Origin of the sequence: Cohnella sp., from assembly GCF_041640265.1 — a bacterium.
Lineage (GTDB): Bacteria > Bacillota > Bacilli > Paenibacillales > Paenibacillaceae > Cohnella.
In genome coordinates this window covers 17,102-38,953 of the sequence record NZ_JBEQAP010000044.1, presented here as the reverse complement: position 1 = coordinate 38,953, position 21,852 = coordinate 17,102, and the positions used below count along the sequence as shown (strand labels likewise).

Below are 21,852 nucleotides of genomic sequence, written 5' to 3'. Positions count from 1 at the left end.
GGGGGCCGTGACATGACGAAGGTTAAATGGGCAACATCGACACCAAAGTCGTCCAAGGTAATCAAGGTGGAAATAGACCATTGGTGGATGCGTGCGAGGATGCACAGGAACGAGATGGATACGATCGAGGAGTTTTTCCCTCATAGGGGCAGATACCGAGAACTATGGTCTGATCACTGGAAAAAGCGCTGCCATGCAGTACTGATGGCACAGACGCTACACGTCGAGCTGAGCGCCGCTGAGCGCAGAGAAGCCGGAGAGGAAGTGAGAACCCATGAGAATCAGTCGTAGGAGTTGGAGTGCGTTGACGCTTCGCGAAAAGCTGGCAATCATCAGCAACGCGATCACCATCAATAGGAGGAGGTGGAGGAAATGAACGTATCCTCGATCGTTATTTACTGGTTGTTGCTGAGCACGCTGGCGCTATTCCTAGTAATGCCGTTCCTGCGGATCGCCAAGCAAGCGGATGAGCGCGCCGAGGATTTGTGGGGAAACGAACGAGAATGAGGAAAAAGGAAATCGCCCCGTGAGCAGCTTTGAGGGAAGCGGCCCCGGGGCGAAATCGTCGCGAACTGATACATACCAACTACTTCCATTGTATCAGATTTCGCGGCAGGCGACAACGCTTTTGCCGAGCGTTATCGGGCTCGTAATGGGTATTATCTTTCCTGCGATGCACGCACGCGAAAGGAGATGGAAGATTAATAGACAGTCCGGCAGGGGGTGGCAACCCCTCGGATGATGCAGCAGGACGGACGTACCCCTACGGCACTATGATGCAGGGGGAGCCGATGTGAGGAGTTTCATTCGCGAAAAGAAGATTTACTGCGGAAAGCAGTACATGGAAGTGGACATATACCCGCTGACTCAGGCGGGGCAAATACCACGGAAGCGGGGGAAGAAGGAGAAAGTATCCGCCCCGAAGCAACGGAACCTGAACGACAAGAACGCCAAGAGGTTTTTCGTACAGCTCGTGAACACGAACTTTGGAGCGGATGATCTGCACGTAACCGTCACCTATGCCCGAGTACCGGAGACGATTGAGGAAGCGGAGCGGGAAGCGGCCAATTACATCAGGAGGATTGCGCATAAGCGGAAGCGGGAGGGACTGCCCCCGCTCAAGTACGTGCTTGTGACGGAGTACAGCACGAAAGCGGACAAGCCCATACGAATACATCATCACATCATCATGTCGGGCGGACTGGATCGGGACTCGGTCGAGGACTTGTGGCGTAGACCGCGGAAGCGGGGGCAGAAGCAGGGAAACAGGATAGGGTTCGCCAACGCAGACCGCTTGAAGCCGGACGAACATGGACTCGAAGCGCTCGCCCGCTATCTCATGAAGAACCCGAACGGACGGAAGCGCTGGAGCAGCAGCCAGAACCTCGAAAAGCCGGAGTGCCGGACCAACGACAGCAAATACACTCGAAGGCAGCTTGAACGGATCGTCCGGGATGAAATCGACAATCAGGCATATTGGACGAAGAAGTACCCGGATTGGGACCTCACGGAATGCAAGCCGGCATATAGCGAAATTACCGGATGGGCCGTCTACCTTAAACTTCGCCGGTCGCAGCCGGCCGACAAGGAGGGGAGAAAGCGTGAGAGCAGCAGACGAAATTGACCAAGAAATCCGAAATGTCGTTAAAGCGCTGGAGCGGGACGGGCTTTCCCGGGAGCAACGCGACCGCGGATGGAAACGGTACGACGAGTTGCAGGCGGAGGCGCAAGCAGCTTATCGCGGCGAAGCAGAAGCGTACATTCAGAGCATTCGCGGAACGCTTGAGTCCAAGGGCGCTAAAAGCCCGAGCCGGAAGCGGGCCTAATCAATTAAACCGAGGTGAGGTCAAATGAGGCACAGTAGAGCTAATAGAGGCATGGCCTTCGAGATGTTAATCGAACATTGTAACATGATGTACGAGATTCGGGAGATAGCAATCATCAACAAGCGGCCAACGCCGGTTAAGATCACGTCCGTAGTAGGGAATCGGGTGAACGGGATGCTGACCAAACCTTCGACGGTCGACTATGACGGTCATTATCAGCAACGCGGCGTAGCGTTCGAAGCTAAGTCGGTTTCTCAGGGAGATCGATTCCCAATTTCGAACCTCGAAAAGCACCAGTTCGATTATTTGGCCCGTGCGCATTACGTAGGCGGCGCAGTAAGTTTCATCATCGTCGAGTATCAGGCCGCAAGACGGACGTTCCTGCTTCCATACCCAACGCTAGAACGCATATGGAGATCGCAGTCGACGGCGATTAAGGGCAGTAAGAGCATCTATATAGCCGACATGGAGCGGGATGGGTTCGAGGTAAAGCCCGGGCGCGGGTTGCCGCTGGATTATCTGGCCGTCGTCGATGTCATTTGGGATATTCCGGGAGGTGAGGCGGGAAATGGTTAAGTACGAGGATAGCTGGTTCTCCACATTTGAAATGCCAGAGAAAACGGCGAACGCAGTCAAAGAGCAAAAGGAAAAAAGTATATTGTCCAAATGATCAAGCAGCCGAACGGGAATTACATCTTGCGGTATCGCGGAATGACGGAACTGGAGAAAGCTGAGAAAAGCCGCCAAGCCAAAATGAACAAAAATATCACGAATTAGGGAGTGATAAGGGCGATGAGACACCCGAAAACGCACATACTAAAATGTTGGACCGAATTTTTTCAGGCGGTTAAATCGGGAGCCAAGACGTTCGAGATCAGGTTAAATGATCGTGATTATCAAACCGGAGATACACTCGTGTTACAAGAGTTCATCCCGATGGGAGAACAGATCGGCGGCGGACAGTTTACGGGAGACAGGTTAATCCGAAGCATCTCCTATATGACCGATTGGGAGCAAAAACCCGGATACGTCGCCCTCGGCATTACGGATCAATGCGAAGCCACAAGGCTAAGAGACGACATCACCGAAGCAATCAGCATTTGGGAATACATGCAAATGGACGATGATCCGGAAAATACTATTGGGCGCGTGATCAATAAGCTCCGTGAAGCCCTCTCCTCTCCCCATAGAGAGGATGAAAGGAAATGTCCAATATGCAATACCAGCATTACAGGGTATTGCATCGTGAATAACCATTAATGCAAAAACGACCCATTATGTGCAGTAGGAAGGAGGGATCCGGAGTGAGTACAGTTTCGCCTCTGATATGGTTTGGCGGGAAGGGGAAGCAAGCGGAATACATCATCGGCAAAATGCCTGCCCATAAGGTGTATGTCGAGCCCTTCGGCGGAGCTGCCCATGTGATCGCTCAAAAGCCGCGAACAAACCACGAAGTATACAACGACATTGACGGTATCGTGGTGAATTTCATTCTCCAGTCTATCGAGAATACAGACGCACTCATTGAACGATGCGCGGTCATTCCGTACAGCAGAGAACTCTATGATCGATGGCGCAGAGAGGAATTGCCTCGGGATCCACTTGAAAGAGCAGTTCGGTGGTTCTACTTGAATAGATCGGCCATTTCCAAAGGAAACGCCGATGAAGTGCCAAAGACAGGTTGGCGACATAGCACAACATCAAGCCAAAATCCAGCTATGGGCTATGTGAATGCTTGCGAAAAAATTCGGACGTTCGCTAAGAGAATGCAAGGCGTGATGATTGAAAGGTTAGATTTTCGCGCTGTAATCGAAAAATACGACTCGGCCGAAGCGTTATTCTACGTAGACCCGCCGTATGTAGGTCGCGAAAAATTCTACGCCGGGGGATTCACTACGAAAGATCACTACGAGCTAGGAGAATTACTTAATTCAGCTCGCGCTAAAGTGATGATTTCGTATTATGACGATCCGATCATCCAAGAGATTTATGGTCACTGGAATGTAGAGAGGCGCGGGGCATTCAAGCAGGCTGTCGGTGGTCAAAATATTGGCGGCCAGGCAGAAGAGTTGTTGATCATGAACTATGAAATAAAGCAAACGACCTTGTTCTGAAGTTGCACAGTTCGAAGATTTTTTGAAGCAAAGGAGATGAACGGAGTCGTGAGATACATCAAACACGGATCGGCTGGTATACGAAAGGACGCATGGACGCATCGGCAGGACATGCTTCTGGCCGAAGTCGTATTGCGCGAGGCGGACGGGGCGGAACGCATTCCGACCGAAGCCTTCGCAATGGCTGCCCCGATTGTTGGACGAAGCGCATCTGCATGTCAGCAGCGCTGGAACAGTGAACTGAAGAGCAAGCATTGGGACTTGAGCGTCATCCAGTCAATTCCCGCCGATGAAGAACCGATATCGGGAGCACAGCACGAGACGAAGGAAGAACCTGTAAAGCACGATCCGGTCGAACATCCATCGCATTACACGAAAGGCGGAATAGAGACGATAGATTTCATCCGCGCCAAATTGAGCAAGGAAGAGTTTGTCGGCTACTGCCGAGGGAACGTACTCAAGTACCTGAGCAGAGGTCCGCATAAGGGCGGCGTTGAGGATTATCGAAAAGCGAATGTATACCTGGAATGGATGATCGAGGCAGCGGAGGCGACGTCATGACGAAAGAGCCTGTGAGCAAAAAGCGTAAAGCAATATGGGACAAGTCCGGGGGGCTGTGTTGGTACTGCGGAACGACCCTGCCGGAACGGGGGTGGCACGCCGACCACTTTGAGCCGCTTGGAAGACGGCCGATCCTAATCAACCGTGAATACCAAAAAAATGAATCCGGAAGGATAGTAGGGTTTACGGAGGCGGAAGAAAAAAGACCGCCATCCCATCCGGAGCGCGACAATCTTGAAAATCTAGTTCCGGCATGTCAGAGCTGCAACACGTTAAAAGGCATGGGCAGCATCGAAGGGTTCCGACGTCAGATCGCCCAATTCATCAACAGCCTGAACCGGTACACCAATCAGTACAAGATAGCCAAAAAGTACGGACTCGTTCAGGAAATCGATAAACCGGTCACATTCTGGTTCGAGAGACGGGAGGGGATATACCATGACCCAGGCGGAACGGGACAGGAACATCGGATTCAACTGGGAGCGGGCATTCCCGATTATTGAAGATGCTTTAGGATTCAAACTGCGGGCATGGCAAAAACACTACCTTCATACAGGGCAGGGCATGCCTAATGGTCGAATGAACGGGCGAACAACCGTGTATTGCATCCGCTTGGCGCTAACCTACGTAAAGCCAATCAAGATCGAAGACATCGGAACCCATCGTGATGAGGAACACGGAAGCCAGTACGTGAGATGGTTCCGTAGCAGGTTTTTGGATATCCAGCACATGTTAAAGAGAGCCGGGCTTCCGGTTGTCGAGATCCTGCGAACTGGAGCGGGTGATACGCCATAATCAGTGGATTATATACGATAATCCTTAATGACGTGGAGCAAGGAACCATCTATCTGCCGGACGTTCATAAGTACATGGATGACTTTTTCGTAGATGTCGACTACGACGTCAACAAGCGGAAGAAGACAATTCACATCAAAGCATCACCTGAAGAGATGAAGGCAATCGAACTATACCGGTATCATCATTATCCGGCAGGGGATTGAAAAGGGGAGAGGGAGGGAAAGCCGATGATCATGAGTGAATACAAGGACACGATAATAGAACTGGACATTCTGCAGGATCTGCGGGCTGATCTCGTAAGGCAACTAGAACAACAACATCGAATAGTGTGGACAGGGATGGCACCTTCCGCGCCGATGCCGGCGCACGTTCCGCTGGACAAAGCTCTCTCCAAGTACGATAACGTCGTCGAGAGATTACGAGCGATCGAGAGCGAGATCGGAATGAAAAGGAAGCTTATTCAAGGGATTGACGAGAAGCTATCGAAGCTTAACGGACTGAATCATACGATCGGATACAAGCGTCTCGTAGAAGGGAAGAGCCTAAAAGAAATAGCCGATGAAATAGGGTATTCATACAGCCATGTAAGAAATGTGATGTCGGGGGCGAAAGTACAATCATAGTACAATGATATTGAAAAATCCTGATATACTCGTAGTATGTGAAGGCTGCATCCAAACGGGTGCGGCCTTTCTTTATTGGAGCTGATGAAATGGCAAGGCATCCCGAGATATACGCCGATCCACAATGGCCGAAGGCGAGGAAGTACGTTATCGCCAGGGCAAACGGGTTATGCGAGGAATGCGGCCGGAATGGAAGAGTTACGAAGGGGCGCGAGGTCGACCACATTATCGAGCTGACGGACGAGAATAAGCATGACTGGAACATCGCGTACAACCCGGACAACCTTCGCTTACTTTGTTCGCCGTGCCACAATCACCGCCACCAACGGAGCATAGGTCTACAGGACTTCGTGACTCCGATAAGATTGGAGGAATGATGGGGTTGGAGATTTGGAAGGACATTCAGGGATACGAAGGAATGTACCAGGTCAGCGACTTGGGGAGGGTAAGAAGCCTTAACAGAATTGATTGCGCCGGACGCAGGTTGAAGGGCACGCTGATGAAGCTATCGAAAACCCGTGGAGATTATCTAATGGTCGGGCTGACGAAGAACGGGGAAACAAAGCTGTTCAGGATAAATCGCTTGGTAGCGATGATGTTCATTCCGAATCCGAACGAATTACCTGAAGTCGGGCATGATGACGACGATAGACAAAACAATAGAGTTCAAAACCTATACTGGACAGATCGTTCGGAGAATTGCACACACAACGATAGGCATAAGAGGGTTGGCGAGAAGATTGGGAAGGCTATCATTGGCGAATCAAGTTGTTCAGTCATTCGTTTCAAATCGTCACTTGAAGCGGAGAGGAATGGATTCAATTCATCCGCCATCCGAAATTGCCTGACCGGGAGATCGCGCACACATAATGGTTACACTTGGAGTTATGCGTAACGCCAATATGAGAAAGGAGCGAACAGAATGAACTGGAACATGGAACGCTGGAACGTCGATAGAAAGCTTGAGTATCTGTCCCACCTGATCGAGCTTCGGGATAGCATAAAGGGGAATGAGGATCGCGACACACTAAACGGTCGGATCAAAAGGCTTACAGATAGCATCGAGATAGATTTGGGCATCGAGAAAAAAATCGATGGCAGACACAGCTTCGCCATTCCCGATACTATTGTTACGCTTAAAGCTCATGAGCCTTCGATTGTAACCAACGCGTTAAGGGATCGACTTGACCTGATCAACAAGCAGCCGCACCGAGAAGATGAATCGAGGTATCGCGAACAAATCGAATTGCTGATTCGAAAGTTTGAAGGAAAAGTTTTCTGAAAAAATTTAAATCCCCCCCGGGTCTGAAAAAATTTTTCGGGTTTGGGAAACCGCAAAGGGGAGCTTCACATTTACTCGCGGGTTTTTCCGCGTATGACCCCCCTCCCCCTCGAAAGGAAGTGTGGACGTGAAAACGAACGAGTTCGACAAACTTCAAAAAATTTCCAATGAGCAATCGGCGGAAGAGTGGGAAGAACGCCTTCGGTTGACGCCGGAAGAGATTGCCAAGCGCGAAGCGGCCGCACAAGTCGAGGTAGAGCGGGAGCGTCATCGCTTGAGACTCGAAGAACTGGCGGCACAGCGGCAAGCTGAAGCCGCGAAAGAGGAAGAAGCACGCAAGCAGGTCGAGAAGGAGAAGAAGGCGCGGAAGCGAAGGCTTGCGAGTGAAGTGAAGCGCCTGCGTGAGAGTTACAACGACTTGCCTCCCGACCTGATGCGCGTTGCGGAAGGGCTGATCCAGCGGGCGGCATTCATGCGCCTAACGTTGGAGGATTACGAACGGGACATCGAGGATAATGGTTCCGTGGAGATGTTTCAGCAATCTCCGAATGTTCCGCCGATGCAACGAAAGCGGCCCGTCGCTGAATTGTACAACACGATGAACAAGAACTATCAAAGCATAACCAAGCAGCTCGCCGACCTGGTACCTCCCGCGCCGCCAGTCCCGAAGGCTCCACCTCCCAAGGACCCTTTCGAGCAATTGTTAGATAGAGGGCGCGAGGGTAATGGCGGCTAATGTACCGCAGTATATTGCCGATTGGCACGACTACGTAGCGCGGGAGCCGCAGAAGCACAGCAAGGACATTAAGAAGCTGAAGAAGCTCGTCGAAAAGCTGCTGAAAAGCAAAACGGTATGGTACGACCCCATCGATGTGGATGCCTTCATTGTGTTTTGCCGCATGGTGAAGCATCGTGAAGGCCGATGGGCCGGCCAGCCGTTCGAGCTGTCGATCGAACAGAAATATATCGCCGCCTGCATATTCGGATTCAAAATGATGGACGAGGAAATCGGAGTCGTGGTTCGCTACTTCCGAGAACTCGTCCTTTTTGTTGCCCGGAAATGGGGGAAATCGACGTTCATTTCGGCGATCGCGAACTTCCTGCTGATGGCCGACAATGAGCCGGCCGCACAAGTCTGGTGTCTCGCGACCATGAAGACGCAGGCGGCGATCGTTTACGAGAATGCGAAGGCGTTCCTGCAATCGAGCCCGATCCTGACGCCTGAAGGCGAGCCGCGGAAGCATTGGCGGACGAAGCGGGACAAAGACAACACGGAAATGCTGCTCTTCCCGAAAATGAACAGCTTCATGAAGGCGGGAAGCAAGAACAGCGAGAACCAGGACGGTCTAAACCCGCACGCCTATGTCATCGATGAGCTACACGCAATCAAGAACCGGAACACCTATGACGTGTTTTCGTCTGCCCAGGGAGCAAGAACGCAACCGCTCGGCGTCATCATTTCGACGTTCGGGTTCGTGCGGGAAGGAATCTTCGATGCGATCCTCGATCGCTGTTTGAAGGTGCTCAATGGCAAGAGCGACGAGCGAATATTCCCGATGATCTTCCGAATTGACGATGACGACGACCCGGCGGATCGCTCCTGCTGGATCAAGGCGAACCCGGGTCTTGGTGATCATCCGACCATGAGTTACTTGGAAGGCGAGTACAAAAAGGCCATGGAAGACCCGGCGCAGCTCCCGTCCTTCCTGGCGAAGCATCTTAACCGCGCATCCGGGTCGAGCGTTGTTTACTTCGATGCCCATCAGGTGAACCGGTGCGCGGTCGACATGACGGTCGATATGATCCGGGACAAGTACGCGGCCGGCGGGGTGGACTTAGCCGAGACGACGGACCTGTGCTGTGCGACGGCGCTTGTTCCGATCGGCGGAAAGCTCCGCGTGTTCCAGAAGTATTTCGTCGCCCGGCAACGCATCGAGCAGAACAGCAAAGCGGACAAGATGGCTTACGAGAGCTTCACGCGAACCGGAGCGGGAGATCCGCTGAACAAGGAACTGCTGCATATCTGCGAGGGGGCCATGGTCAAGAAGTCGGACGTCACCGCATGGTTCGTGGAGCTGGCCGAGAAATACGACGTCACCTTTTGGAAGATCGGGTTCGACCGCTGGCACGGCGGGGACTGGGTGGACGAGATGGAGCAAAACGGATTCCCGAAAGAGGATGCCAGCGAGCGCGGGGTGACGTTCCCGATTGCTCAAGGTTCCAAGTCGCTCAGCCAGCCCATGAAAGAGACGCGGGCTTTGTTCGAGGACGGCATCGTCGAGTATAGCCGGCATAACGGGTTATTCCGCTGGTGCGTCACCAACACGGCCGCCAAAATCGACACGAACAACAATATTCAGCCGAACAAGTCTAAGAGCAGGGCACGTATAGACGGTTACGTATCCTTTTTGCTCGCCTACATTGCCTATAAGAAGGTCGAGGACTTGTTCGCAGAATACCAGCCGTGAGGGAGGTGAAAAATTTGGGGTTTTGGAAGAGGCTTAAAACGATCGGCCGCAAGCAGGAGACGATAACCGCCGCGCAGATCATCGATTTACTGAACCGGGGAACGCCGCTCATGGGTTTTGGTCGGCAGCTCTACGACATTCCGGAAGTGCGGACGGCGATCAACTTCATCGCCGAGAAGGTGGCAAGCGTGCCGTTTTACCATGCACGCGCGGACACTGACGGGAATGTCAAGACGGAGCACAGGAGCAAGATCCAATATGTGCTCGGCATCCGGGCGAATCAGTACCAGGGGCCGCAAGTCTTTTGGACCTACGTCATTACGAGGCTGCTGCTCTCCAACAACGTCTATATCTTCCCGGATTGGGACGACGCCGGCCAGCTTCGCGGACTCTATGTCCTGCCGTTTACAACGCATGAATTTTTCGACGCACCGAACGGCGAGGTCGGGATAAAATTCCCGGCTGCGGGCGGGGGATACGATTTCCACTACAGCGACATCGTGCATCTGCAGCGATTCCCGACGCAAAACGGAGGGGCGCGCAAACAGGCGACACGGGGGTATGTGGAAATCGTCGACACGATGCAGGAGCAGGCGGTCAAGGACAGCAAGAACAGCCAGCGCATCGCGGCGCTACTGATCAACAAAGCGCAGCTCAAGTCATCGGACCAGAAGAAACGTTTGGAAGAGTTCAAGGAAACGTTCCTCACGGCCGAAAACACGACGGGCTTCGGCATGATCGGTCCTGATTATGAAGTGAAGGACTTGAACCTGAAGTCGACGCCGCTGAACAAGGAACTGCTCGAATCGATCGTCAATTATCTGTACGTCTATTTCGGCGGCAGCCGCGAGATTTTCACACATACGGCGACCGAAATCCAGCTCAGTCAATTCGTCGTGAATACGATCCTGCCGTTCATCTATCAAATCGAAGAAGAGCTGACCTACAAGCTCTTCAGCCTGAACGAGATCGGGCACGGCAACAAAGTGCAATCGGAAATGGCTGATCTTGAAATTACCACGATAGCCGCCAAGACGACGTTCTTCAAAGAGATGATGTTCGGCGGCGTCATGACACGGAACGAAGTCCGGCGGCGAATCGGCTTGTCTCGCGGTCCGGCTGAGCTGGACAAGTTCATGGAAAGCAAGAACTTCCAGACGCTCCCTCCGGGCGACTACACGGTGAAAGGTGGTGAGACAACCAGTGGAACAGAATCCGAATAAACGCTCGCCATTGACGCAGCGCTCCAAGAAACGCGTAAATTTTGACGAGGAAAAATCACGGTTCCGAGCCGTCACCGAAGAAGTGGACGGCGCAGAGGTACGGAAACTGCGCGGCTACCCCATCCTGTTCGACGTTCCTGGAAGGCCGTATCGCGGAAGCATGTGGGTCGAGAAGATCGACAAGAACGCGCTTGCGGATGTGGACCTATCGAACATCGTCATCCTCATTGATCATAATACGACCTGGGCTCTCGGCCGGAGCGGGAAAAACATGAACGCGACCGTCGACGACACGGGTCTTTTTGTTGACGTCACGCTCGGCAATACCTGGATCGACGATTACATCTATGACCGGGTGCAGCGCGAGATCATCGACAGCATGTCGTTTTGGTTTGATTCCCAAGCCGTCATCGCGTCGGATTGGGACAATAAAATCGATTACGTCATGAAGATCAACGAGATTTACGAGGTGAGCATCGTCGTATTCCCGGCGTATGACGAGACTGTCATCATCGCAGCCGACGGCGAAGCCGAAGATCCCGAGCCGGAGACGCCGGAAGAGGATGAAGCATTGAAAGCGGCTTTACAAAATCTGATAGAGCAACTTTAAGGAGGGCTTATCCATGAAGATTTCCCAGAAGGAGGCGGCCGAACTGCGCCGCGAGAAAGGCGAACTGGAACAAAAGCGTCTGACGCTGAAGGCAAAGGCGAAGAACCACCGCAGCGCATCGGCGGAAGAATTGCAAACGACGGCCGATGAGCTGCGGTCCATCGGCGAGCGTATCGACGAAATCAACGAACAGCTTGTCGATGCGCCTGAGACCAACCAAAGAGGAGGATTGCAACGCATGAAGACAACCGAAATTACGGAAGAAAACTTCCGCAGCTCCGAAAAGTACCGCGACGCCTTCTTCCGCTCCTTCATCAACCGCCGGGTCGCGGAGGAGGACGCGGAAATCCTGTCCTACGGCAAGCGGGCCATTACCGACATGAACGGCGGCAGCGTATCCAGCGGCGCGGAATATCTCGTGCCGAAGACGACGCTGGACGTGATCAAGTCGATCATCACGAAATACGGCCAAATCTACGCAGCCATCACGAAATACGGCTTCGAGGGCAATGTCTCGATTCCGATCGGTACGGCCGGAGCCCCGACGGCGAACGCCGACGGCACGGTCACGCTGAACTTTTCGTTCACGGAAGTGTCGATCGCGCAAGAAGCCGTCGTCGCGACGATCAAGATCAAGAACCTGCTGCTGAAGAACAGCATTTCCGCGTTGGAAACGTATCTGGCGACCGAGATGGGGAAATATCTCGGAACCTATCTCGACAACGCCGTGCTCAATGGGGACGGCGGTACGTTCACGGGTATCCTGTCGTCCATCACGGCCGCGCCGTCGGCGAAGCAAACCTATTCGGACATGGACTGGTCGACGCTGATGGACATCGAGGCCGAGGTCGACAGCCCTTACGGCGACGACGCCGTGTTCGTGATGCGTCGGAAGACGTTCTTCAAACGTTTCCGCAAGATGACGGACGCCAGCGGCCTCCCGATCGCGACGTCGATCCCGGTCATCACCGGAAACGGAAAGACGAAATTCGTACTCGATGGACACGACGTCATCTTTACGACGGCGATGGTCGAAGACGACATCCTGTTCGGAGACCTGAATCAGTACGTCGTGAACGAGTCGCAAGAGATCACGATCGAGTCCTCGACCGAAGGCGACGACGTGTTCGGCAAGGACCAAACGATGTGGCGCGGTAAGGTCTATGCGGGCGGTAAGCCGCTGTTCGCGAAGACGACCTTCACCTACTGGGGTTACGAAGCTGATCCTGGAACCTAAGAAAGGGTGAGTCAAATGGCGAGAACCAAGAAGACGGAGGGGCTGCCTGCGCAGCCTCTTGAAGGCGTAGACCTTTCGATGGGTCCAGACAAGACGGTCATCGCGTGGAAGGCAACGCGCCCGCTCACGGTCAAGGAGCATGAGAGCATTTCCGCGAAGCTGAGGGCGGAAGCCAAGGCGACGGGGCTGAACATCCTGTTCGTACCGTACTCGGTGGAGGTTGGCGACGATGCCCCTGAGCAATGACGAGTTGCTGCAAAAAGTGAAGGAGGGCTTGGGACTTGGTGGGGATTATCAGAACCACACCTTGCTACCGAAAGTGCTCGCCGCAAGGGGCTATATGCTGAACGCCGGAGTTACGCTGGAACAACTCGAAAGCGACCTGGGGATTGCAACGCTAACGGTCGGGGCGAATGACTTATGGAACCTGACGTCGGGAGAAGTGAAGTTCTCGGAAGCTTTCAACCTCATACTGCTACCGCAGCTCATGGCCGTAAGCATACCAGAGGGTTGATCATGTGGAAACCGAATATTCAGCAAATGACCACGCCGATCCGAATCAAGCGCCGGAAAGAGACGAACGTCAACGGCGCGCCGAAGGTCTCTTTTGAGGATGCGGAACCGCCGATCGCTTACTGCAACTGGAAGAGCCGCGGCGGAACGGAGAGCACACAGTCCGGCACCCTCGTCGTGGACGATACGGCCGAAGTCGTGATGTGGTTCCGACCGGACATTTCCAAACAGGATCAGGTATGGCTTTACGATGACCCGAAACAAGCCTACGACGTCATTAGCGTGCCTGAGAACGTCGAAATGCGGAATCAGTTCCTTATCCTGAAGGTCAAACGCCGGGCGGTGAATGCGTAATGGCGAGATCCTATGGACGCAATGCGCTGCGTGGCGGGGTCAGCCTCGGCTTGTCCGGGCTGGACGAATACCTGAAGCGGATCGAGCAAGCCGGGAAGAACGCGGAAGACGCCGTAATCATGGCGATTGAGGAGTCCTGCGAAATCGTCCGGGCGGACATGGTAGCCGGAGCGGAACGTCATCGGAACAGGGGCGAAGTTGTCGAAGCGATCGCCGTATCTCCCGTGACGAAGGACGGATACGTCTATTCCGCGGCGGTCGGCATCGACCTAAACGAGCATCCGGAAGCCTTTCACGGCATCTACCAGGAATACGGCGACGCGCATTCGCCTGGGTTCCCCGATCCCTTCGTTCGCCCCGCCTTCGACAACAACAAGAACAAAGTCAAGAAGAAGCAGCGCGAAATACTGAAGCGGGAGGGGATGCCGATTGATTAACCTGTACGCCCACGTATACGGCACGCTGTCGGCCCTCGGCTATCCCGTACGGGAGCAAGGGACGTATGCCCCGGGCGACGAACTGCCCGAAACGCACGTCACGTATTTTTTCGTCGACAGCCCGAACGACAGCCACGCGGACAATGAGCCGACCAGTACGACGACCCGGATACAGGTTGCGCTTTACAGCCGAGATCCGGAAATCAAGCAAGCGGCGAACGCCACCCTGAAGGACGTCATGCTGCCGGCCGGCTTCCTGCGTGTCGGCGGCGGCGATCTGCCTTACAACACCGCGACCGGCCATTATGGCTTTCGCTGTGATTTTCGATTCTATGACATGGAGGATTGATCAACTTGGATAAAAAGTATGGAGAGTTCGTTGGCGTCAAAAACCTGCACTACGCCATCATCTCGCAGGACGATGAAGCGGGGTATGTCGCGAACGCACCCGTCTATCTGGCCCCGGCTGCCGAAATCGCGGGCGAAGCCGAAATCAACAACACGCCGACGTATTACGACAACAAGCCCGGGTTTAACTACGTGTCCGAAGGCGTGACAACGCTGACGATCACGGTTTCCGGCGTACCCGCGCGCCTCATGGCGATCCTGCTCGGCAAGCACTTCGACGAGGCCAGCGGACGCGTCTACGACAGCGGGCAGCCGAACCCTCCGAACGTGGCGATCGGCTTCGAGTACGGCGTCGGCCCGCGTGAAAGCCGCCTCTATTGGTATCTCGCCGGTACGTTCTCCGGCGGCGCGGAAGAAGCGGCCACAAAATCCAACGACGTCGACATTCGGACGTATCAGCTTACGTATACGGCCGTTGCCACGACTCATGAATGGGACTTCGGCGGCGAACTTACGGCGTTGAAGCGTGTATTCGGCGACACGGCGGATGACGCCTTCGACAAGGCCGGCTGGTTCGCCCAAGTGCAGACACCGGATGCGTCCGGCACACCGCCAGCGCTCGCGCTATCCAGCATCGTTCCGGCAGACTTGGCGACATCGGTCGCCGTCGACTCGACGATCGTCCTGACGTTCAGCAACCGGATCGCTTCGGACGCCGTGAACGTGCTCAACGCAGATTCGGGAGACATCGTGACGGCCGCACGTTCGTGGGATACCGCCGGAAAAGTGCTCACGCTTACGCCTAACGCAGATCTGGACAACAATACGCGGTATATTATCACGGTGAGCGGCGTGAAAGACGTATACGGCCAGGAGCTGGCGGCGTCGACCTCAGAGTTTACCACGGCCGCCTAATCAAACAAGCGCAACAGGGCGGGGGATTTCCCGTCCTGTTTGCCATTTCAGGGAGGATCAATCATGGCAAAGCCAATTTTCGTCAATTTCACGGACCATAACGGAGATGTGGTCAAGACCTATACAACGGTATCGATCAAAACAGGCATGATGGACAAAGTATTTGACTTGGCCGAAAGGGCCGAAGAACTCGAAAAGAAACGGGAAATCAAGGAAGTCAGGGTCTTCTATGGCGACCTGAAAGCCTTGATCGTCGATCTTTTCGGCCGTCAGTTTACGTTCGACGAGTTGAACGATAATGTCGACCAGGACGAACTCATGGCCGTACTCGGCCGGCTCGTTGGCCGGATTTCCGGAGGAATGCGAAAAAACTAGCTCCGGGGGATCAACCGAAAGACGATTCCCCGGCCAGTTACCGAGCGTCGCTAGTCGGGATGAAATGGAACATATTCAAGGCGTTGAAATGGTCGCTCCATGAGATCGACGAAACCGATTTCGATAATCTGATTGCGTTCATCACTTTCAAGCAGGAAAGTGACCCGAACACGCGCATCATTAACGGCAAGACCTACCACAGGGCGTCCAAGCCCCCATCCTGGCTATAAGGCGGTGAGACAATGGCAGGAGAAAACGACCTTGGCGGTCGCGTAGGACTCGACATATCTGAGTTTCGCGCGAACGTGAACGAATTGAATAGGCAAATCCGCGTCGTGGATTCTGGATTCCGCGCCGCCGCTGCCGGGATGGACGATTGGAGCCAATCGCAAGAGGGTTTGCAGCAACGTGTCACGGCACTGAACCAAATCACAGAATTACAGGCGCAAAAGGTTGCGAACCTGACGGAGATGTACGAGCGTGTCGCAGCGGAGCAAGGCGCAAACAGCCGAGCAGCTCAGGAACTGCTGGTAAGGCTGAATCGGGAAACCGAAGTCCTGAACCAGCAGCGCCGAGAACTGCGGGACGTGACTGAACAACTTGGCAACTTTGGAGCAGAACAGGAGTCGGTGGCCGACAGCGCGGACGAAGCGACGGGGGCGCTCGGGAAGATGAGCGGAGCCCTTGGGGAGATTGGCAAGGTGACGGCTAAGGCGGCCGCGGCCGGCATCATCGCGGTCGGTGTAGCGGTGGCCGGAGCGATCGGCGGCATCGTCAAGTTTGCGGACGACTCTACCAAGGCATTTAACAAATTCCAGGCGCAAACCGGAGCGACAGCCGAAGAGATGGCGGAGTTCCGCGACGTCGCCCAAAATATCTATGCCGCCAACTTCGGGGAGAGTATCGACGATATCGCGGCGTCGATGGCGATCGTTAAGCAGACGACCGGACAAGTCGGAGACGCGCTCGAAGAAACGACCACGAACGCTTTAATGCTCCGCGACACGTTCGAGTTCGAGGTCGCGGAAAGCGTTAATGCCGCGAACTCCATGATGAAAGCGTTCGGGATCACGTCGGAGGAAGCCTATACGCTGATCGCCCAAGGCGCGCAGAACGGGGCAAATAAAAACGGGGATCTGATAGACGTTCTGAACGAGTATTCCGTTCACTTCGCCCAGCTCGGACTGGACGCCGAACAATTCACGAATGTCCTGATTCGCGGAGCTGAGTCCGGCGCGTTCACAATTGATAAGGTCGGCGACGCCGTGAAAGAATTCGGCATACGATCAAAGGACGAGAGCAAAGCGAGCGCGGAAGCATTTCAGGCGCTAGGGCTAAATGCGGAGCAGATGTTCGCCGCGTTTGCAGCCGGCGGACCGGAGGCAAAAAAGGCGTTCTCGACGGTCATCGATCGACTTGAGGACATGGAAGACCCGCTGAAGCAAAACCAAGCAGGTGTCGCGCTCTTTGGCACGATGTTCGAGGACCTTGGCGTCGAGGCGATTGCAGCGCTCGGTGACGTCAATGGCGCGGCTGACATGACAGGGGACACCCTGAAAAAAATCTCCGAAATCAAATACAACGACCTCGGTTCGGCCTTTGAGGGGTTGAAGCGTCAAGCGCTCGGCGCGTTGAAGCCAGTCACGGACAGCGCGACCAATATGATCAGCGGCATCGTCTCCGGTATACAAAATGGGGATTGGGCGTCCGTCGCGACAGCGGTCGCGACAGGCATCGCGGATATGGCGGGCCAGCTCGCCGAAATGCTGCCGGATCTATCCAATATCGCAACGACGATTATCGGTTCGCTCGCGGGGGCGATTACGGCCGCAATTCCGACGGTGCTCCCTGCCGTTGTGGAGACCGTCATCGCGCTCATTACGACGATCGTCCAAGTCATATCCGACAACGGCCCAATGCTGATTACGGCAGCCGTACAGGCGATCATGACTCTGATCGAGGGGATTGTAAGTGCGCTTCCCGAGCTCGTCAAGGTCGCGATCGAGCTGATTAAAACGCTCGCAGAAGGCATCATCGACGCGCTGCCGGGTCTGATCGACGCAGCGGTCGAAATCATTCTGACGCTCATCGACGGTATTCTTGACTTGCTGCCGGAACTCATTCCGGTCGCGCTGGAACTCATCATCACATTGGCCGAAGGGATCATTAATGCATTACCTGCACTGATCGCTAAAGTGCCGCAGATCATCGAGACGATTGTCAAAGTGATTACGCAAAACCTACCGAAGATCATCGACGCTGCGTTGCGAATCATTATGGCGCTGACCAAAGCGATCCTGAACAATCTGCCGCTAATCATCGAATCTGCGATTAAGATTATTGCAGCTCTCGTAAGTGGCATTGTACAGGCGATTCCGACGCTAATCAACGTCGTGCCGCAATTATTTTCGGCGTTGCTCAAAGCGTTCAAGGAAATCAAGTGGCGAGATTTAGGAGTAAATCTGATTAACGGCATTATCGACGGCGTAAAGAGCGCCGCCAAGAACCTTGCGAACAGTGTGGTAGATGCCGCCAAGGACGCGCTAAACCGGACAAAGGACTTCCTGGGCATCCGATCCCCGTCCCGCTTAATGCGAGACGAAGTCGGAATTCAAATCGGCGCAGGTATGGCCGAAGGGATTGCAGACAGCGCGAAACAGGTAAATGCAGCCATGCGGGCCATAAACGCCGACATATCGGGCGGGATACCAGAAATGCGGACGGAAAAAGCGGGAGCGGGCAACGTCGAGAACAATTTCAATTTCGCGGGGCTGTTCGCCGGCGCTCACATCGTCATCCAAAGCGACGACGATTACGAGACGATCGGAGATAAAGTCATTCGCACGCTGACGGATAAGGTCTCCCGGAATGGACGCGGAGCCGGTCTCAATCCGGCATAGGAGGGGTTACTTTGGTTGTTGCATCTATCGGCGGCGTTCGGCCGTCGGAAATCGGGCTTCAGGTGCTCAGGGAATCGGAGCGACCCGTCCTGCCGGACACGCGGGACCGGATGCTCACGATTCCGGGGCGTAACGGCGCTTGGGACTTCGGGTCAGACCTGGAGCCCAAGCGTTTTAATTTGGATTGTGCCTTTATGACGCCGGGAGCCAGAACGCTCCAACAATGCGTCGAGACGTTGGCGCGCCTGCTGCTCGATCCCTACGGTAGGCCGCGTACCGTCGAGTTAATCTTTTCCGTGACGCCGGACCGGTCCTATCAAGTGCGGTATTCCGGCTCCATGCCGATATCCAGACTTGTCGGCATGGGTCGCTTCACGCTGCCGTTAATCGCGGTAGACCCATTCTCCTACCAAATTGAGCCGATCTTAGATAGCGACGTCTTGCTCGACAGCGACGTGCGACTAGACGGGGAGATATACGGGTTCCCAGGCGTCACCAGCGGTTCAACGGTCAATGTACCCAATAAAGGGGACTTCATCGTCCGTCCGTACATCACCGTCGAGGGGAGTTTCGGCAATCTCGCGATAACCTCCGGTGGCAAGACCTTTTACTATACCGCGCCGATCAGCAACAAGACGCTCATCATCGACGGCGAGTCGCTCACGGTAGAAGTCGATGGAGTGAACATGCTGCACATGGTCGCCGGAGACTTTATCGAACTCGCACCGGGAGACAACGCGGTTACGGTATCCGGGGCCGGGCTTGCTTGCGACATTGAATTCGACGTGTCACCACGATACTTATAGGAGGAATCCGCAATGCAGTATCCAACGGGCAGTTACCGGCTCCGGCAAGCTTACCCCTTGTGGAACGCGAACGACCAAGAGCTTAAGCAGGAGATTACAGACCACAAGAACGCGAAGAACAATCCGCATGAGGTCACGGCGGCTCAGGTCGGCGCGGAAACGCCAGCAGGAGCGCAGGCAAAGGCAAACGCCGTACAGACCAATCTGGACGACCATGAGGCTGATATGGTGGCACACGTCACAGAGGCCGAGCACAACAAGCTTACAGGCATCCAAGCGGGGGCCGAGGTCAATCAGAACGCTTATTCTATTGTCTCAGTGCCCGGACAATCCCTACTGGCTGCCGATAACAAAATGTCCATGCTCAAGCTCAAGAATGGCGTCGGAATTGAAATCGTAACGAATCCGACCACCAATGAGGTCGAGTTTAACGCCACGGGCGAGGCGCTCCCCGGACCGCACGGCCCATCCCACGATCCGTTTGGCGCAGATCCAATTCCCGCACTTGTCCAAGTCATCGACGACGTGGCCAACCTTGCGGGAGCCGGCAGGACGACAGAAACGGTCAAGGGCAACGCCGACGCGATCGCTACGGTCGCCGCCGATGTGGTCGACCTGGACGCCGACCTTGCTGCACAAAAGGCGGATTTTACTCAGTTTGAGACGGATTTTGCGAAAGAAGTTGCTCCAGTCTTTAATGTCAAAGGATATGGAGCTAAAGGAGACGGAGTAACAGATGATACAGCGGCATTCCAAGCGGCTATAGATGCAGCTAAAGTAGTAGGAGGAACAGTTTTTGTTCCTGCCGTATTATTTTGGTATAAGATCACAGACACCCTAGATGTCCCATTAGCCGTTAGAATCGTCGGTGATAATTCCACATTCAATGGTTCATCAATTATGAAGTTTTATATGGATGATAAACCTACAACCTCGCCAGCAATTAAAATTCACGGCGTTGATAATGTGCAGTTAGAAAATCTATATTTCTTGAATGCACAAACGGTTAACCGCGTCGGTGTACACATCGACGGTTCAGTTAATAACAATTCATTCGTATCTTGTAAACATATTATTTCCAGTGGTTGGACTCAAGCATTTAGGGTGCGAAATACATGGATTGTGCAATTCCGTGATTGTTATGCCAAGGCATCTACAGACGGTTTTACTGTATCCGGAGGCACAATCACTACATGTCTGTTTGATCACTGTTATGCCGAGAGTTGCACAAATAATGGTTACTTCTCAAGCGGATCACACTACACGACGTTTATAAGTTGTGCTGCAGATTTTTGTTTGACAAGCTACTCAATATGGTCAAGCGACGCCGTGAGTATGGTTGGGTGTGGAAGTGAAGGGGCTATATCGACAGCAATTAGTATCCTTTCATCTACGGTCATTATTGACGGATTCACATCCGTTGGCAACGGGACAGACACAGACGCCAATACAGCGTCAATTCTCAATGCGGTAAACTCGCGAATCAACTGTAGAGGAATGTACGAACACACTTTGGCAAGCCCTAACCATAAGATTGCATCAGTATCGATAAATGCAACAACAACCGGAGAGTATGTGACTTGCCGAGAACTTCTTCCGGTGTTTTACCCTAAAAACGGCAAGTTTTTATTCAATGGACAGGCGTTCACGGCAGGATTGCCAACGGCTACGGGGTGGTTAGCATCCGATATCGGCAAGGTCGTATATGAGTCGGCCCCGGCAGAAGCAGGAACAACCCCTAACAAATACACAATATTCGGATACCAGAGGCTTACAGCAGGGGATGGCAACGTTCTTAATACTGATTGGCGCGCCCTAAGGGCATTGACGGGAAACTAATGGAACATTTTGTGCAGTAAAGGAGGAGCCTATGAACATCGTTTTTGTGGATACGAATCTTGATGTTTGCAGGGCGCTTGACGATGCGTTTCGGGGTGTTTCCGGAGTTGAAGTGGAGCACGGAAGATTCCAGGACGTCCCGGAATGGGATTGCGTAGTGAGCCCTGCAAATAGTTACGGCATGATGGATGGGGGTTTCGACCTCCATCTTTCTCGTTTCTTCGGACCCATGCTGCAGCAGAACGTCCACGATGTCATTTCGAGGCAACATGCCGGGGTTCAGCCGGTAGGAACTTGCGAAATCGTGGAGACAGGAAGCATCAAGCACCCGTTCGTTGCTCATGCTCCGACGATGGTTGTTCCTGGTCCGATCCACATGACCAATAACGTTTTCTTCGCAATGAAGGCCGTTCTGCTCGCCGCCAAGAAACACAATCGAAAAGGTAAGAGGATAATCCAACGACTCCTTTGCCCAGGACTCGGAACGGCCACGGGGCATGTCCCGCCCCATTCAGCGGCACGGCAAATGCGAAGAGCCTTCGGCCTGGTCGCCGATCCTCCAAAAGGCATGGACTGGAACGAAGCCCAAAAGATTCAGATCAGCATAGCGCCGGGGTAAGAAA

32 protein-coding genes are annotated in these 21,852 nt (G+C 53.9%); all 32 read left to right on the top strand.

Translation table 11 applies throughout. The features are described 5' to 3' along the window. The first annotated feature begins 12 nt into the window (after positions 1-12). The 32 genes from ACESLK_RS23405 (at position 13) to ACESLK_RS23250 (ending at position 21,848) form a co-directional block, all read left to right on the top strand. A complete protein-coding gene (locus ACESLK_RS23405) occupies positions 13-291 on the top strand; it encodes a hypothetical protein (protein WP_373232128.1) in 279 nt (92 codons plus the stop codon). An 81-nt stretch (positions 292-372) separates the two neighbouring features. After that, entirely contained in the window at positions 373-507 is a 135-nt protein-coding gene (locus tag ACESLK_RS23400; protein WP_373232127.1) for a hypothetical protein, read from the top strand. Between the two features lie 466 nt (positions 508-973). Continuing rightward, positions 974-1,624 carry a rolling circle replication-associated protein gene (locus ACESLK_RS23395; RefSeq protein ID WP_373232126.1) on the top strand — a complete coding sequence of 217 codons (651 nt, stop codon included), beginning with the start codon at positions 974-976 and terminating at the stop codon, positions 1,622-1,624. Further along, positions 1,602-1,826: a hypothetical protein gene (locus ACESLK_RS23390; protein ID WP_373232125.1), complete on the top strand. Its 225-nt coding sequence runs from the start codon at positions 1,602-1,604 to the stop codon at positions 1,824-1,826. The genes ACESLK_RS23395 and ACESLK_RS23390 overlap by 23 nt, the downstream gene beginning before the upstream one ends. Before the next feature lie 24 nt (positions 1,827-1,850). Next, positions 1,851-2,402: a Holliday junction resolvase RecU gene (locus ACESLK_RS23385; protein WP_373232124.1), complete on the top strand. Its 552-nt coding sequence runs from the start codon at positions 1,851-1,853 to the stop codon at positions 2,400-2,402. Positions 2,403-2,618: 216 nt separating this feature from the next. Then, entirely contained in the window at positions 2,619-3,086 is a 468-nt protein-coding gene (locus tag ACESLK_RS23380) for a DUF3850 domain-containing protein (protein WP_373232123.1), read from the top strand. 44 nt (positions 3,087-3,130) lie between these two features. Beyond that, complete coding sequence (locus ACESLK_RS23375) at positions 3,131-3,940, top strand: DNA adenine methylase (RefSeq protein WP_373232122.1); 810 nt, start codon at positions 3,131-3,133, stop codon at positions 3,938-3,940. A 36-nt stretch (positions 3,941-3,976) separates the two neighbouring features. Continuing rightward, the gene (locus ACESLK_RS23370; RefSeq protein WP_373232121.1) at positions 3,977-4,501 is read left to right on the top strand and encodes a DUF3310 domain-containing protein; all 525 of its coding nucleotides are present in this window, start codon (positions 3,977-3,979) and stop codon (positions 4,499-4,501) included. Further along, on the top strand, positions 4,498-5,004 hold the full coding sequence (locus tag ACESLK_RS23365) for an HNH endonuclease (protein ID WP_373232120.1): 507 nt from the start codon (positions 4,498-4,500) through the stop codon (positions 5,002-5,004). Before ACESLK_RS23370 ends, ACESLK_RS23365 begins: the two co-directional genes overlap by 4 nt. After that, positions 4,940-5,296, top strand: coding sequence for a hypothetical protein (locus ACESLK_RS23360; RefSeq protein ID WP_373232119.1), 357 nt, complete (start codon positions 4,940-4,942; stop codon positions 5,294-5,296). Before ACESLK_RS23365 ends, ACESLK_RS23360 begins: the two co-directional genes overlap by 65 nt. A gap of 32 nt (positions 5,297-5,328) precedes the next feature. Beyond that, positions 5,329-5,502, top strand: coding sequence for a hypothetical protein (locus tag ACESLK_RS23355; RefSeq protein ID WP_373232118.1), 174 nt, complete (start codon positions 5,329-5,331; stop codon positions 5,500-5,502). Positions 5,503-5,526: 24 nt separating this feature from the next. Further along, complete coding sequence (locus tag ACESLK_RS23350) at positions 5,527-5,922, top strand: hypothetical protein (protein WP_373232117.1); 396 nt, start codon at positions 5,527-5,529, stop codon at positions 5,920-5,922. 89 nt (positions 5,923-6,011) lie between these two features. Continuing rightward, positions 6,012-6,299, top strand: coding sequence for an HNH endonuclease (locus tag ACESLK_RS23345; RefSeq protein WP_373232116.1), 288 nt, complete (start codon positions 6,012-6,014; stop codon positions 6,297-6,299). Positions 6,300-6,304: 5 nt separating this feature from the next. Further along, positions 6,305-6,817, top strand: coding sequence for an NUMOD4 domain-containing protein (locus ACESLK_RS23340; RefSeq protein ID WP_373232115.1), 513 nt, complete (start codon positions 6,305-6,307; stop codon positions 6,815-6,817). A 27-nt stretch (positions 6,818-6,844) separates the two neighbouring features. Further along, positions 6,845-7,204, top strand: a complete 360-nt coding sequence (locus ACESLK_RS23335; protein ID WP_373232114.1) for a hypothetical protein — start codon at positions 6,845-6,847, stop codon at positions 7,202-7,204. Between the two features lie 127 nt (positions 7,205-7,331). Continuing rightward, complete coding sequence (locus tag ACESLK_RS23330) at positions 7,332-7,940, top strand: hypothetical protein (RefSeq protein WP_373232113.1); 609 nt, start codon at positions 7,332-7,334, stop codon at positions 7,938-7,940. Then, complete coding sequence (locus ACESLK_RS23325) at positions 7,930-9,672, top strand: terminase large subunit (RefSeq protein ID WP_373232112.1); 1,743 nt, start codon at positions 7,930-7,932, stop codon at positions 9,670-9,672. The genes ACESLK_RS23330 and ACESLK_RS23325 overlap by 11 nt, the downstream gene beginning before the upstream one ends. A gap of 14 nt (positions 9,673-9,686) precedes the next feature. After that, positions 9,687-10,895, top strand: coding sequence for a phage portal protein (locus ACESLK_RS23320; protein ID WP_373232111.1), 1,209 nt, complete (start codon positions 9,687-9,689; stop codon positions 10,893-10,895). Further along, positions 10,876-11,505 carry an HK97 family phage prohead protease gene (locus ACESLK_RS23315; RefSeq protein ID WP_373232110.1) on the top strand — a complete coding sequence of 210 codons (630 nt, stop codon included), beginning with the start codon at positions 10,876-10,878 and terminating at the stop codon, positions 11,503-11,505. The genes ACESLK_RS23320 and ACESLK_RS23315 overlap by 20 nt, the downstream gene beginning before the upstream one ends. A gap of 13 nt (positions 11,506-11,518) precedes the next feature. Next, positions 11,519-12,742 (top strand): phage major capsid protein, encoded by a 1,224-nt coding sequence (locus ACESLK_RS23310; RefSeq protein WP_373232109.1) that lies wholly within the window; start codon positions 11,519-11,521, stop codon positions 12,740-12,742. Between the two features lie 15 nt (positions 12,743-12,757). Beyond that, positions 12,758-12,988 (top strand): hypothetical protein, encoded by a 231-nt coding sequence (locus tag ACESLK_RS23305; RefSeq protein ID WP_373232108.1) that lies wholly within the window; start codon positions 12,758-12,760, stop codon positions 12,986-12,988. Beyond that, a complete protein-coding gene (locus ACESLK_RS23300; RefSeq protein WP_373232107.1) occupies positions 12,972-13,256 on the top strand; it encodes a hypothetical protein in 285 nt (94 codons plus the stop codon). Before ACESLK_RS23305 ends, ACESLK_RS23300 begins: the two co-directional genes overlap by 17 nt. Next, positions 13,163-13,609, top strand: a complete 447-nt coding sequence (locus tag ACESLK_RS23295) for a phage head completion protein (RefSeq protein ID WP_373232106.1) — start codon at positions 13,163-13,165, stop codon at positions 13,607-13,609. Before ACESLK_RS23300 ends, ACESLK_RS23295 begins: the two co-directional genes overlap by 94 nt. Then, on the top strand, positions 13,609-14,046 hold the full coding sequence (locus ACESLK_RS23290; RefSeq protein ID WP_373232105.1) for an HK97-gp10 family putative phage morphogenesis protein: 438 nt from the start codon (positions 13,609-13,611) through the stop codon (positions 14,044-14,046). The genes ACESLK_RS23295 and ACESLK_RS23290 overlap by 1 nt, the downstream gene beginning before the upstream one ends. Continuing rightward, positions 14,039-14,395 (top strand): hypothetical protein, encoded by a 357-nt coding sequence (locus ACESLK_RS23285; protein ID WP_373232104.1) that lies wholly within the window; start codon positions 14,039-14,041, stop codon positions 14,393-14,395. Before ACESLK_RS23290 ends, ACESLK_RS23285 begins: the two co-directional genes overlap by 8 nt. A gap of 5 nt (positions 14,396-14,400) precedes the next feature. After that, a complete protein-coding gene (locus ACESLK_RS23280; RefSeq protein WP_373232103.1) occupies positions 14,401-15,309 on the top strand; it encodes a major tail protein in 909 nt (302 codons plus the stop codon). Positions 15,310-15,372: 63 nt separating this feature from the next. Further along, positions 15,373-15,684 (top strand): phage tail assembly chaperone G, encoded by a 312-nt coding sequence (gene gpG, locus ACESLK_RS23275; protein ID WP_373232102.1) that lies wholly within the window; start codon positions 15,373-15,375, stop codon positions 15,682-15,684. Between the two features lie 59 nt (positions 15,685-15,743). After that, positions 15,744-15,914: a hypothetical protein gene (locus ACESLK_RS23270; protein WP_373232101.1), complete on the top strand. Its 171-nt coding sequence runs from the start codon at positions 15,744-15,746 to the stop codon at positions 15,912-15,914. Between the two features lie 12 nt (positions 15,915-15,926). Beyond that, entirely contained in the window at positions 15,927-18,584 is a 2,658-nt protein-coding gene (locus ACESLK_RS23265; protein ID WP_373232100.1) for a phage tail tape measure protein, read from the top strand. 11 nt (positions 18,585-18,595) lie between these two features. Further along, on the top strand, positions 18,596-19,390 hold the full coding sequence (locus ACESLK_RS23260; protein WP_373232099.1) for a distal tail protein Dit: 795 nt from the start codon (positions 18,596-18,598) through the stop codon (positions 19,388-19,390). 12 nt (positions 19,391-19,402) lie between these two features. Next, entirely contained in the window at positions 19,403-21,229 is a 1,827-nt protein-coding gene (locus ACESLK_RS23255) for a glycosyl hydrolase family 28-related protein (protein ID WP_373232098.1), read from the top strand. A gap of 31 nt (positions 21,230-21,260) precedes the next feature. Next, positions 21,261-21,848, top strand: coding sequence for a macro domain-containing protein (locus tag ACESLK_RS23250; RefSeq protein WP_373232097.1), 588 nt, complete (start codon positions 21,261-21,263; stop codon positions 21,846-21,848). Positions 21,849-21,852 lie beyond the last annotated feature (4 nt).